Source organism: Phycicoccus sp. HDW14 (genome assembly GCF_011383005.1).
In the GTDB taxonomy this organism is placed as follows: Bacteria; Actinomycetota; Actinomycetes; order Actinomycetales; family Dermatophilaceae; genus Phycicoccus.
Window position 1 is genome coordinate 1,472,950 of sequence record NZ_CP049935.1, and the last position, 12,630, is coordinate 1,485,579.

At 75.9% G+C, this 12,630-nt stretch carries 9 protein-coding genes and 1 pseudogene; 4 read left to right on the top strand and 6 right to left on the bottom strand.

The features are described 5' to 3' along the window. Complete coding sequence (locus G7075_RS07300) at nucleotides 1–807, bottom strand: class I SAM-dependent methyltransferase (RefSeq protein ID WP_166120428.1); 807 nt, start codon at nucleotides 805–807, stop codon at nucleotides 1–3. 122 nt (nucleotides 808–929) lie between these two features. Between G7075_RS07300 and G7075_RS07305 the strand changes: the two genes are divergently transcribed. Then, nucleotides 930–2,066 (top strand): glycosyltransferase family 4 protein, encoded by a 1,137-nt coding sequence (locus tag G7075_RS07305; protein ID WP_166120431.1) that lies wholly within the window; start codon nucleotides 930–932, stop codon nucleotides 2,064–2,066. Nucleotides 2,067–2,094: 28 nt separating this feature from the next. On the opposite strand, the gene G7075_RS07310 is transcribed toward G7075_RS07305, so the two are convergent. Further along, nucleotides 2,095–2,925 (bottom strand): glycosyltransferase family 2 protein, encoded by an 831-nt coding sequence (locus G7075_RS07310; protein ID WP_166120433.1) that lies wholly within the window; start codon nucleotides 2,923–2,925, stop codon nucleotides 2,095–2,097. A gap of 146 nt (nucleotides 2,926–3,071) precedes the next feature. Here G7075_RS07310 and G7075_RS22620 point away from each other — a divergent pair, with 146 nt between their 5' ends. Continuing rightward, nucleotides 3,072–4,406: a lipopolysaccharide biosynthesis protein gene (locus G7075_RS22620; RefSeq protein ID WP_166120436.1), complete on the top strand. Its 1,335-nt coding sequence runs from the start codon at nucleotides 3,072–3,074 to the stop codon at nucleotides 4,404–4,406. A gap of 71 nt (nucleotides 4,407–4,477) precedes the next feature. After that, the gene (locus tag G7075_RS22625; RefSeq protein WP_166124277.1) at nucleotides 4,478–5,353 is read left to right on the top strand and encodes an NDP-sugar synthase; all 876 of its coding nucleotides are present in this window, start codon (nucleotides 4,478–4,480) and stop codon (nucleotides 5,351–5,353) included. 1,008 nt (nucleotides 5,354–6,361) lie between these two features. Here the strand turns inward: G7075_RS22625 and G7075_RS22630 are convergent. Next, nucleotides 6,362–9,406 (bottom strand): annotated as a pseudogene (locus G7075_RS22630) (alpha-(1->3)-arabinofuranosyltransferase family protein); the annotation flags it as partial. Between the two features lie 98 nt (nucleotides 9,407–9,504). On the opposite strand from G7075_RS22630, the gene G7075_RS07325 reads away from it, so the two are divergent. After that, on the top strand, nucleotides 9,505–11,472 hold the full coding sequence (locus G7075_RS07325; RefSeq protein ID WP_305849811.1) for an acyltransferase family protein: 1,968 nt from the start codon (nucleotides 9,505–9,507) through the stop codon (nucleotides 11,470–11,472). Here G7075_RS07325 and G7075_RS07330 read toward each other — a convergent pair whose 3' ends face one another. From G7075_RS07330 to G7075_RS07340, 3 genes are read right to left on the bottom strand one after another with little or no spacing between them, the layout of a single operon-like run. After that, entirely contained in the window at nucleotides 11,473–11,634 is a 162-nt protein-coding gene (locus tag G7075_RS07330; RefSeq protein WP_166120441.1) for a hypothetical protein, read from the bottom strand. Continuing rightward, complete coding sequence (locus G7075_RS07335) at nucleotides 11,631–11,843, bottom strand: hypothetical protein (protein WP_166120444.1); 213 nt, start codon at nucleotides 11,841–11,843, stop codon at nucleotides 11,631–11,633. The genes G7075_RS07330 and G7075_RS07335 overlap by 4 nt, the downstream gene beginning before the upstream one ends. Next, on the bottom strand, nucleotides 11,836–12,627 hold the full coding sequence (locus G7075_RS07340; RefSeq protein ID WP_166120447.1) for a bifunctional 2-polyprenyl-6-hydroxyphenol methylase/3-demethylubiquinol 3-O-methyltransferase UbiG: 792 nt from the start codon (nucleotides 12,625–12,627) through the stop codon (nucleotides 11,836–11,838). The genes G7075_RS07335 and G7075_RS07340 overlap by 8 nt, the downstream gene beginning before the upstream one ends. Between the last annotated feature and the right edge of the window lie 3 nt (nucleotides 12,628–12,630).

Sequence of the window (12,630 nt, forward strand, 5' to 3'; positions counted from 1 at the left end):
TCAGCCGACCGAGGCCGTGAGCCGCAGGGTGGGGCGGGTGCCGGGCACGAGCGCACGCAGGCCGAGCACCAGCGGCGCCGTCGCCGCCACACCGGCCAGCACCCCGCGGGAGGACAGCACCCCGCGGGTGCCGCCGACCCCCCGGCGCCGGGCCACCGACGCGACGTCGACGCTCAGGCTGTCGAGGACGAGCCGGTCGACGCGGACCCGGTCGAAGCCGGCCCGTCGGGCGGCCAGCTCGAGCGAGCGCGCGGTGAAGAAGCGGACGTGGGTGGGGTCCTCGAGCATCCACCAGTCCGACCCGTAGCGCCGCAGGCCCCAGGAGTCGGCGGCCGGCGTGAGGAGGACGACCCGTCCGCCGGGGGCGAGCACGGAGGCCGCGGTGCGCAGGGTGGCGACCGGGTCGGGGACGTGCTCGATGACGTGGACGCCGGCGACGAGCTCCGCGGAGAACCAGCCCTCCGGCACGGTCTCGATCCCCCCGGCCCAGAGCCGTCCCCGGCGGCGCACCTCCTCGTCGACCTCGACCCCCAGCTGGTCGGGGTCGGCGCCCCCGACCCGGGCCCCCGCGTCGAGGAAGCGCCGGAGCAGCGCCCCGCCGCCGTAGCCGATCTCGAAGACCGACGCGGGTGGGCCGTCGGCGACCAGGGCCCGGTGGGTCAGCGCGAGCCGCGCGCGGTCGAGGCCCGGGTCGCCGCCGTACGCGAGGTCGCGGTGGCGGGCCGGGCACCGGGCGAGGTCGCGCCCGAGGTGCCCGCACGCCGGGCACTCGGTCAGCGCGTCGGCGGGGCCCAGCGAGCGGAGCACGGTGGGGGTGGCACACACCTCGCACGGTGGGGTGCTCTGACCTCCGGCCCCGTCCTCGTGCACGCGGGTACCCTATCCGCGATGACCCGCGGTGCCGGCCGACGGGAGTGGACGGAGGACCGATGGACCGCGACGCGACGCCTGCGGGCCTGCGTGTCCTCGTGCTCACCTGGCGCGACGGCGACCACCCGGAGGCGGGCGGCGCCGAGGTCTACGTCGAGCGCACCTCCCAGCTGCTCTCCGCCCGCGGCCACACCGTCACCCTGTTCTCCGCGGAGTTCCCCGGCGCCGCCCGCTCGCTGCAGCGCGGCCCCGTCCGCATCGTGCGCCGCGGTGGCCGGCTCAGCTGCTACCTGCGCGGCCTCCAGTACCTCCGCTCGGTGCGCGACGAGGTCGACGTCGTCGTCGACGTGCACAACGGGGTGCCGTTCTGGGCGCCCCTCGTCCGTCGCGTTCCCGTCGTCAGCCTCGTGCACCACGTCCACCGCGACCAGTGGCCCATCATCTTCGGGCCGGTGCTCGGACGGATCGGCTGGCTCGTCGAGTCGCGCCTGGCCCCCCTCGTGTACCGCCGGTGCCGGTACGTCACGGTGTCGCAGGCCACCCGCGACGACCTCGCCGAGCTGGGCGTCGACCGCGACCGCATCTCGATCACCTACTCGGGCAACGACATCCCCGACGACCTCGACACCTACGCCGGGGTGTCCCGGTCCGAGGCCCCGAGCCTGATGGTCCTCGGCCGGCTCGTGCCGCACAAGCACTTCGAGACGGCCATCGACCTGGTCGCCGACCTGGGCGACCAGTTCCCGGGCCTGACCCTCGACGTCGTGGGCGGCGGGTACTGGGACGAGCAGCTGCGGGCGCACGCCGTCCGGCGTGGCGTCGCCGACCGCGTGCGCTTCCACGGGTTCGTCGACGAGCACACCAAGCGCCTCCTGCTCGCCCGCGCCTGGGTCGTGCTGCTGCCCTCGCACAAGGAGGGCTGGGGGCTGACCATCGTCGAGGCCGGCCTGCACGGCACACCCTCGGTGGCCTTCTCCTTCGCGGGCGGGGTCACCGAGTCGATCGTCGACGACGAGACCGGGCTGCTGGCCGACGACGTCGCCCAGATGACGACCCACGTCGCCGGCCTGCTCTCCGACGAGCGGCTGCGCGCGAAGTACGGCGAGAACGCCCGCCGGCACGCGCGCTCGTTCTCGTGGGAGAACACCACGCGTCAGCTCGAGGCCGCGCTCACCCGGGCCGTCGACCGCCCCTGAGCAGGGCAGCGCGGGGTCGGCCGGCGGGTCATCCGGCGGCGTCGCGCCGTCCGCGCCGGGCACCCCACACGTACGCACCGGCCTCGAGGCCGCGCAGGCCGAGCATGCCCACGGCGTGCAGGGGCTGCCGGGCCAGGCGCCGCCAGTTGCGGGCGTAGGAGCGGGCCACCGCCCGGCCCTGGGCGGCCACCGCGCCGTCGTGGGCCTGCGCGAAGGCCGGCAGCGAGCGCCCGTAGTAGTAGCGCTTCTCCATGACCGAGCGCACGGTGAGCCGTCCCTCGTCGTGGTCGACGAGCACCGACCCGAGCTCGATGCGCGAGCCCGCCGCGCGCAGGCGCAACCGCAGGTCGGCGTCCTCGGGGCCCGACATCGACAGCGCGAAGCCGCCGTCACCGGTGAGCAGCTCACGCCGGATCAGCCGGGGGTTGTGGATCATCGGGTCGTCGAGGTAGCACTCCCGCTCCAGGGCCCGGCACGCGGTCCAGAAGCCGCTGCCGATCGTGCGCTCGGGCAGCGCGACGGCATCGGCACCCGACGCGGCCGCCGCCGCCAGGGCCTGCTCGATGGTCGCAGGCGGCAGCACCATGTCGCTGTCGAGCCAGAGCACCCACTCCCCCGTGGCCGCCGAGATGCCGAGGTTGCGCTGGGCGCTGCGCTCGGGACCGCCGGCCAGGACGCGGTCGGCGAGGCGCTCGGCGGTCGCCCAGGTGGCGTCCGTGCTGCCGTTGTCGACGACGACGAGCTCGACGGCCGGGTGCGTCTGCCGGCGGACCGAGGCGAGGCAGGCCTCGATGGTCCGCTCGTTGTTCCGCGTCGGGACGACGACGGTGACGAGCTGGTCGTGCTGGGCTTCGGCCACCCGGGGCTCCTTGGTGCGAGTCGTGTCGGCGCGGACCGGTCGACGGCCGACCGCGGCGCCTACCCTGCCATGCCGTCGTGCCGCGCCGAAGCAGGTCGGTGACCGGCGGGTAACCTGTGCGCCTGACCATCCCGGATCGAGGCGCAGTGGGCCGTGACGCCAGAGCAGGTTCCAGGAGCGGGGCCGCCTCCGGCGACGCCCTGCTCGGCCTCGGCATGGTCTCGGCCAGCGCCCTCGGCTACGTGTTCGTCCTCCTGCTCTCCCGCTCGCTGGGCCCCGCCGACTTCGGCGGGTTCTCCTCGCTGAACAGCATCGGCCTCGCCCTGTCCATCCCGGCCGGCGCCTTCCAGGTGATGTACGCCAGCCGGGTGGCCCGCCGTGGCCCCGAGGCCTTCGACCTGCGCCTCCCCCTCGTCGTCGGCGGCGCCGTCTGCCTGGCCACCGTGGCCCTGTCCCCGGTCCTGGCACACCTCACCCGCGTCGACACGGTCCTCGCGCCGGTCGTCGTGGCCCTCGGCCTCCCCTCGCTCGTGCTCAACGGCGCGCTGATGGGCGGGCTGCTCGGGCTGCGGCGGATCGGGGCCCTGTCCCTCGCCTACGTCGCGACGGGGGTCAGCCGGGTCGGGGCCGCGGCCGCCGCCTCGGCGCTCGGGCTGGGCCTCGTCGGCTCGTTGACCCTCATCGCCGTCGCGAGCCTGCTCGTCACGGGCCTGCTGTGGTGGCTGTGCCGGGCCGACGCCCACCTCCCGTGGGCCGCACCCCGCAGCCTCCGCGAGGCCGTCCGCACGCTGTACCGCTCCAACTCCTCGACCGGCGTCCTCATGGCCCTGACCACCGTCGACGTCGTCCTCGCGCGCTACGTGCTGCCGCGGGTCGAGTCCGGCGAGTACGCGCTCGTGTCGACGCTGGGTCGCTCGCCGCTCTGGGTCACCCAGTTCCTCGCGCTGGCCCTCATCCCGACCCTCGCCACGTCGGGGTCGCGCCGCTCCGTGCTGCGGGCCGGCGGCCTCGTGCTCGGGGTGTGCCTCGCGGGGACGGCCGTGGCCGCCGCGGCCCCCGACCTCTGGGTCGGCCTGCTCGGCGGGTCGGCCTACCGGGCGGCCGGCGACCTGCTGCTCCCCTACCTCGTCCTCGGGACCCTCCTCGCCCTGGCCCAGGTGCTCATCGTCGCCGAGATGGCCCAGCGCCGGCACGTCGTGGCGACGGTGGCCTGGCTGGCCGTGGCCCTCGAGGTGACCCTCGTCCTGACGCTCGCCCGGCACAGCCAGCTCCAGGTCCTCGGCGCGGCGATCACGGCCACCGGCCTCGTCGTCGCCGTCGGGGTGGCGCAGCTGGTCCTCGGCCTCCGCCGCGAACCCGAACGCCCCGCGGCCACGGGCGCGGAGGAGCCGACCGAGCCGGTCGTGGCCCCGGTCACCGACCCGTCCACCGGTGCCACCGCGCCGCTCGCCCCGTCGACGCGGGCGCCGGGGGGCCCGTGAGCCCGGGCATCCCCCGACGGGGCGGCCCGGCCCCGGTGGCCGTCGTGCTCGCCGGTGGCCTCGGTACCCGGATGGGGAGCCTGTCGCGCGATCAGCCCAAGCACCTCCTGGAGGTCGCGGGCGAGCCGTTCGTCGTGCACCAGCTGCGCTGGCTGGCCGGCCACGGCGTCGTCGACGTCGTCCTGGCCACCTCGCACCTCGCCGACCGCTTCGAGCCCGTCCTCGGCGACGGGCGCCGGTGGGGCGTGCGGCTGCACTACTCCGTCGAGCCGGCCCCCGAGGGCACGGGCGGCGGGTTGCGCCGCGCCGCGCACCACCTCGGGTCGCTGCCCGAGCGCCTCGTCGTCGTCAACGGCGACCTCCTCACCCGGCACGACCTGACCCGCCAGGTCGCCCTCGGGCTCGGGCGTCCCGACGTCGAGGCCGTCCTGCACGTGCGGACCGTGCCCGACGCCCGCCCGTTCGGCTGCGTCGTCGCCGACGACGCCGGGCGCGTGTCGGCCTTCCTCGAGAAGAGCCCCCACCCACCCGGGCACGAGGTCAACGCGGGGACCTACGTCCTCGACCGCTCGGTGGTCGAGTCGATCCCCGAGGGCGTCGTGTCCCTCGAGGTCGACGTCCTGCCGCGCCTCGTCGCGGGTGGGCGGGTGCTGGCCCACCGGGAGGACGCGCTGTGGGAGGACGTCGGCACGCCCGAGGCGCTCGTCCGGGCCTCCCGGGCGCTCGTCCTGGCCTCGGGCGCCGACGCCCACGTCGACCCCACGGCGCGGGTCGACCCGACCGCCCTCGTGGCCGGCGGGTCGGCCGTCGGGCCGGGGGCGGTCGTCGGGGCCGGCGCGCACGTCCTCGGCTCGGTCGTGATGTCTGGGGCGGTCGTCGAGGCGGGCGCCGTCGTCGAGGACGGTGCCGTCGCCCCCGGCGTCACGGTGTCGCGCGCTCGGGCGTGACCGGGGGCTCGTCGCGCCACGAACCGACGACGAGCAGCACGAGCGAGACCACCACGAGCACCGACGGGGCGGGGTTGCCGAGGACGAGCTGGGGGCTCGGCTCACCCCAGCGACCGAGGTTGCCGACGACCCACGCCACCGGCGCGAGGAGCATCGCCACCACCGAGAGCCGCAGCAGCGTCCGGGGCGCCGGCGGCCGGCGCAGGAGGCTCCAGAGACCGACGGCGACCGCGACGAGCGCTCCCGGGAGGCCGGTGACGAACCAGCACCCGAGCACGAGCAGGAGCCATCCGGCCGCCGAGCGGCGGCGGGACCGACGGGCGGAGGCCGTGACGCGCCCACCGGGGGCCGGGGCCGCCGGGGCCACCGGAGCCACCGGGGCCGCGGGCACCCCCGACCGCGACCCGGGACGAGGAGCAGGGCCGAGGACAGCAGCACGGCGGCGCCCGAGGTCCCCAGCGCGATGTCGGCGGCCTGCTGCGGCCCGTAGTCGATGCTCAGCTCGTGCGGGCCGAGGTCGCGCACCCACCACCCCATCGCGTAGCCGTCGACGACGACCGGGGGGCCGAGCGGGACGCCGTCCATCGTGGCCCGCCAGCCGCGGTCGAGGTTCTGGCCGACGACGAGCAGGTAGGGCTCGTCGGCGGCGGCGGCCGTCACGCGGTAGGAGGAGGCGGACCTGCGCTCCACCCGGACATCGGGTCCGGCGCGGCCGGGCAGGGCGACCTCGCCGGTGACGTCGCGGAGCACGAGCGAGTCGGCGGTCCACCCGCGGACGCTGCGCAGCCGGTGCTCCCCGGCCGCCGGGCGGAGGGTCCCGCAGCCGGCGACGAGGCGCGGGCCGTCGCCCTCGACGCCCCCGACGACCCGCACCTTCACGGGGTCGCCGTCGAGCGTGGCGATGGTGGTGCAGCGGCGGGCGGCCGACGCCGGGTCGCTGACGACGCGGGCGCCGTCGAGGCCGACCTCGCTGATGACCGGGGTGCCTTCGCCCCGGACCTCGGTGACCCGCAGGCGGACCCGTGACGCCTGCACCTCCGGGAGGGGCACGACCACCCGGCCCGGGCCGAGTGCGGCGGTCGCGACGCGCTTCCCGTCGACGAGGACGTCGGCCTCGGACACCCATCCCCGGGCCTTCGCGGGCTGCTCGACGACGACCTCGTCGAGGGTCTGGGGCTCGGCAAAGGCGGCCTGGAGCCACTCCCCCGTGACCCCGCGACCCGGAGACCACCCGGTGGATGCCTGCCCGTCGAAGGCGCGCGACCCGCGGACGAGCACGTCGTCGAAGGCCCGGGAGGAGGACGTGACGTCGACGTCCCCGGTGACACCCGACAGGGCGTCGAGCACGTCGTCCGGCGCCGAGCGGTCCGGGCGGACCAGCCCGTAGACGCGCAGCGCGCGCCCCGTCGGCAGGGTGAGGTCGCGGTCGAGCCGGGTCTCCTCGTCGTCGCCGGCCCCGGCCCTCCCCTGCACCCGGGTCAGGACGACGTCGGTCGGCGTCTGCGCGAGCCGCTCGCGGGCAGCGCCCTCGAGCCGGGCCGCGGCGTCGACGGTCGCCACCGGGAGCCGGGCCACCCGGCGCACCTGCAGCCCGGGGACGCCCACCTCGGCGACCGACACGGGGTTGTCACCCGTCCCCGAGACGGCCGTGACCGTCACGGTGAGCCGCTCGGCGGTGCGGCCCGGGAGCTCGGCGGTGATCCGTCCGTCGGCCGGGACCGTCACCTCGGTGACCGCGTCGTCCGCCGCGACCCTCAGCCTCGCGATGCGCTGCCCGGTGGTCGGCGGCACGTCGAGCTCCACCCGGCCCACCGGCAGCGGCCGGGCCATCCGCACGGACACCGACTGGCCGAGGGCGTGGCCGAAGTCGCCGAAGGTCCAGGCCGTGGTCGGGTCTCCGTCGAAGGCGTTCTCGGCCGTGCTCGCCGCGTTGACCCCGAACTGCGGCCGGTCGAGGGTGGCGGTGACCTCGCCCCCCTCCACCCGCAGCACGGTCTGGTCGTCGGGGCCACCGAGCGCGATGGTCGGGCCCGGGGCACGGTCGGCGGCCACGAGGGGTCCGTAGGCGTCGGTGAGCCGGTTCGGCACGACCTCCCGGCGCCGGTTGGTGTCGGTGAGCACGAGGCGCGTGCGCGGCCCGAGGGCCTCGGTGACCCGGGCGGCACCCGCGGGCTCGGTGAGGAGGAAGGGGGGCTGGCCGGGCAGCAGACCGGCCTGGACGAGCGGCGCCAGCACCCACCCGTCGCCGTCGACCAGCACCAGGCCGCTCGAGCCCTCGGTGCGCACGAGGTCGCGACCGTCGAGCACCTCGTAGCGCTGCAGCGGGGGCAGGCGGGTCTCGAGCGGCGGCTGGTCCGCGGTCCGCAGCACCCCCTGGCCCGGCGCGCCGTCGGCGCCGCGGAACTCCAGCCCCGGGTCCGACCCGACCTCGGTGGCGACCTTCAGGGGACGTGCCCCGCCGGCCTTGTCCCACCGGACGTCGTTGCGGACGAGGACGTCGCCGACCCCGAGGTAGCGCGCGGCCGCCGACAGCACCCCGGCCGGCAGCGTGCCCTCCTGCAGGCCCGTGTCGACGGCGGCCAGCAGGCTCGCGCCGTACGGGGAGGACTCGGGCAGCGTGATCCGGACGAACGAGGGCCGGGCGAGGAGCGCGTTGTTGAGGTCGTCGGGCCGGTCCTCGCTCCACGTGTACTGGGGCTGCGCGACCCCCGGGACGAACCAGACCCGCCGGTCGGCCGGCCCCTGGTCGAGGGTCCGGGCGGCCTGGGACCAGTACTGCGGCACCGGGAGCGGCAGGCTGTAGAGGCCGTTGCTCCACGCCGGCCAGGTGGCGACCACGACCGCGACCGCCGCCACCCCGGCGACGACCGGTCGCGGCGCGACCCGTCGGGCCCGCCGCAGGAGGGTCGGGGCCGCGAGACCGGCCACGAGCGCGATGCCGAGGACGAGCACCGCACCGACCTTGTTGGTGGTGCGGAAGGCCGCGGCCCCGGGCACGTGCTCGAAGGCCCAGAGCAGCAGGTGACCGAACGGCGAGGGGTCGACGACCGGGTGCGCCCCCACCATGAGCACGGCAGCGGGAACCACGAGCAGGAGCACCGCCCGCCGCGCGGGGCCCCGCACCACCTGCGCCGACAGGACGAGCAGCACCGGCAGGAGGAAGCTGGCCACGACGACGACCGGGTTGGTCAGGTACGACTCGAAGCCCGGCTGCCAGGGTCCGTCGACGTCCCGTCCGTAGAGCGGCCACAACCCCGTCCCGCGCAGCACCTCACCGAACGAGGACGGCGCGGCGATGCCGTCGAGCGACTCGCTGAACTGGGTGACGTGGCTGCCCGCCCCGAGCGCCGTCAGCGACGGGACCAGCCAGTAGGCCGAGAGCAGGCCGGCGAGGAGCCCCCAGCGCGCCGTCGCCGAGACCACGGAGCGCCAGCCGGCCCCGAGCCCGGCGTGGGCGTACCAGAGCAGGGCCGGGAGGCACAGGAGCTGGATGAGCGGGATGACGGCGGCGTTCATCCCGCTCATGGCCGCGAAGGCCAGGGCGGCGGCGGCCGGGTCGCGCCACCCGCCCCGGACGGTGGCGCGCAGGAGGAAGAGCGCCATCCACGGCAGCAGGGCCGCGGGCAGGACGATCGCGAGGAAGTCCCCCGCCGTCACCATGTACGGGTTGGCGACGTAGAGGACCGCGACGGCGACGCGGCCGACGCGGCGGGCCCGGTCGCCGGCGACGAGGGTGTACAGCCGGCTCGCACCCCAGGCCCCGACCAGCAGGAGGACCCACCGCAGCAGCCGCATCGAGAGGTCCGGGCCGATGCCGAGCTCCTGGACCAGGCCCACCACGGCGGCCACCGGGAAGAGCCCCACGTTGAAGTTGGCCTCGCCGAGCTTGGGGCTCTCGCGCCAGGCCCGGCTCAGGGCCTCGGCCTCCCGCCACGGCGCCATGTAGATTTCGGGCTTGATGTCGGGGGCCAGCACACCGGCGTGGTTGAGCAGGAGGACGAGCAGCAGGATGGTCGCGAGCACCACGGGCACGCCGGCTCGCCTCAGCACCATGCACCCTTCCGACGACGTCCTGGCGCCTCATTGTGCCGCACCGGGTTCGGGCCCCACCGGCGCCCCGAGCCTGCGTCGCGACCCGGCATCCACCCCGGGTGCCCGCCCGTGAGCGCCCACCGCTCCCCCGCCACTCGGCGGCCCTCGGACCGCGGGGCCCAGCTCGGCTACCGTCCCCCGCTCGACGGCCTGCGGGCCCTCGCCGTCGTCGTCGTCATGCTCTACCACGGGGGCGTCGGCTGGGCCGGGGCGGCTTCCTCGGCGTCGACGTGTTCTTCGTGCTGTCGGGCTTCCTCATCACCTCGCTGCTCGTGCGCGAGTGGACCCGGACGGGCCGGATCGCCCTGCGCGCCTTCTGGATGCGCCGGGCCCGGCGGCTGCTGCCGGCCGTGGTGCTCGTGCTCCTGGCGGTGGTCTCCTACGACGTCGCCACCGGCGCCCACCAGCCCCTGCTGCGGGGTGACTCGCTCGCCACCCTCGGCTACGTGTCGAACTGGTGGTTCATGGTCAGCGACCAGTCCTACTTCTCCCAGTTCCTCGAGCCGTCCCCGCTGCGGCACACGTGGTCGCTGGCCATCGAGGAGCAGTTCTACCTCGTCTTCCCGCTGCTCCTCGTGCTGCTGCTCGGCCGCCTCCGGTGGGGGCTGCGGCGGGTCCGGGCGGTGCTGCTCGTCGGCGCGGTCGGGTCGGCCGCGCTCATGGCCGTCCTCTACCAGCCGCTCACCGACCCCTCCCGCGCTTACTACGGGAGCGACACCCGGGTCCAGGCCCTGCTCGTCGGGGCGCTGCTCGCGCTGGCCCCCTCCCTCACCGCCCCCGCGGCCCCCGTCTTCACGCGGCTCAACGGACGGCTCGTCCGTCTGCCCGGGGCGGCCCTCCTCGGCTGGGTGGCCCTGGCCGGCCTCGTCGCGATGTTCGTCGGGGCGCGAGAGCTGTCGCCGTGGATGTACCGGGGTGGCTTCACGCTCGCCGCGCTGCTGTCGGCCGTGCTCGTCGCCTCGGTGTCCCGCGCGCCCCGCTCCGCCCTGGCCCGCCTGCTCTCCCTCCGACCGGTCGTCGCGGTCGGCATCGTGTCCTACGGCCTCTACCTCTGGCACTGGCCGGTCTTCGTCGTCCTCGGCCACGACCGCACGGGGCTCGACGGGGTGCCGCTGCTGGCCCTGCGCCTCGCCGTCACCGCGCTCCTCGCCGTCCTGTCCTACCGGCTCGTCGAGGAGCCCGTCCGCACCCAGCGCCTGCAGCGCCGGTTCACCCCCACCCAGTGGGGCCGGGCGGTGGCCGCGGCGATGGCGGCGGTCGTCGCCGTCACGGTGTGGGGCACGCCGTCGGCCCTCTCCGTGAGCCCCACCCCGGGCGAGGAGGTGGCGGGCGGACGGCCCGCACCCGTCCCCGACGCGCAGGGCCGGATCGTCAAGGCCTTCCTGCTCGGCGACTCCCAGGCGTACGCGATGCGCACCCACTACGGCAACACCGTCGACGGGCTCGCCGTCACCGGCAGCACCGAGCTCGGCTGCCAGACGCTGCTGGCGGACCGCTCCATCGACGGCCAGACCTACCCCAGCCTCCCGGCCTGCGCGGAGTGGGAGCCGCGGTGGACGGAGGAGGTCGCCCGCGAGAAGCCCGACCTCGTCGTGATGATGCTCGGGCTCGGCGAGCTGTACGACCGGCGGGTCGACGGCCGGGTCCTCACCTTCGGCACTCCGGAGTACCGCGCGTGGCTGGACCGCGAGATCGACCGCAGGCGACAGCTCGTCGACGGGAAGGCCCGCCGGTTCGCCCTGACGACGGCGCTGTGCCTGGACATCAGCGCCGACGCCGCCAACCCCACCACCTCCATCGCCAACGACCCCCGGCGCCTCGCGTGGCTCAACGACACCATCCGCGCGTACGGGCGGGAGCACCCGGAGGTGACGGTGCTCGACCTGTTCGGCACGGTGTGCGCGAACGGCTACACCAACGAGGTCGACGGCGTGACCCTGCGCGACGACGGGTTGCACCTCAACGCGCGCGGAGCAGCGCTGGTGTGGGCCCGGATCGGCCCGCAGGTGGTCGAGGCCGCGAGCTGATCAGTCGTCGGAGGCGGCGGCGTGCTCGGCCGGCGCGGAGGCGTCGCTGCCGATGAGCCGCTCGGAGCGGCGTCCGACACCGAAGGCGTAGACCGAGCCGGCCGCGACGACGAGGGCCGCCACGAGCAGGCTGCCGGACTGCCACTGGCGGATCCGGTTCACCTCGCCGCAGGCCGCGACGCCGAGGCCGTCGCTCGGGGGTTCGCCGCACTGCCGCACATGATGGGGAAGCCGTCGGAGGGGTAGAGCTGGATCGGCGACCACAGCAGGTACGCGGCCCCCACGAGGAGCAGCAGGGCGATGGTGGCGCCGACCCGCGCGCCGACCGACAGGGTGACGACCTGGCGCGTGCCGTCCTCGGGCTCAGCCATGGTCCTCCGTCGGTCGGGCGGTGCGGGTGCCTCCGGACGGAGGGCGGGTGTCCTTGCGACGCGCCGGCGCCGGGTCCGGGACCCGGACGGCCGGCTCCGCGACGACGAGCAGGTCGGACGCGATCGACGGGAACCTAGCACAGAGGCGGTCGACCCGGTCGACGGGCGAGGGGAACTCCCCGGGCATGCCCCGGGTGGTCAGGACGGTGAACCCTGTGCGCGCGAGGATCTCCGCGAGGGCCCGGTGCGAGAAGACCTTGAGGTGGCCCTGGACCTGGTTGCCCTGGCCGAGCACGCGCCACCGCCGTCCGAGGTGGACCTCGCTGGAGGTCTCGGTGAAGAGCGGCTGGATGCCGAGCGGGACGAGCACCCGGTTGGCCCAGCCGACGATGTTGGGGGTGGAGAGCACGAGCCGGCCGCCGGGCTGCAGGATGCGCCGGATCTCGGCGAGCAGGAGGTCGGGGTGCGGGACGTGCTCGAGCACCTCACCGGCGACGACGACGTCGAACGCGTCGTCGGCGAACGGGAGCCGGCCGGTGATGTCGGCGGTCACCCCGCGCCAGCGGACGCCCGGAGGTGGCGGTACGACGTCCATCCCCACGAGGTGCGAGCCCTCGGGCAGGCGCGAGGCCAGGGCCCCGAGCAGGACCCCCTGGCCGCAGCCGAGGTCGAGGGTGCGCCCGGGCCGGCGCCCGACGACGAGGTCGGCGATCGCCGCCAGCCGCACGTCGAGGGACCCGACCCACGTGACGTTCTCGCGGTAGTACTCGGGGAAGCTCGTCATCGC

Excerpts from the sequence above, each read along its gene's own strand:
- G7075_RS07305 (WP_166120431.1), top strand. The coding sequence starts at position 930 with ATGGACCGCGACGCGACGCCTGCGGGCCTGCGTGTCCTCGTGCTCACC.
- G7075_RS22625 (WP_166124277.1), top strand. The coding sequence starts at position 4,478 with ATGGGGAGCCTGTCGCGCGATCAGCCCAAGCACCTCCTGGAGGTCGCG.
- G7075_RS07335 (WP_166120444.1), bottom strand. The coding sequence starts at position 11,843 with ATGGCTGAGCCCGAGGACGGCACGCGCCAGGTCGTCACCCTGTCGGTC.
- G7075_RS07340 (WP_166120447.1), bottom strand. The coding sequence starts at position 12,627 with ATGACGAGCTTCCCCGAGTACTACCGCGAGAACGTCACGTGGGTCGGG.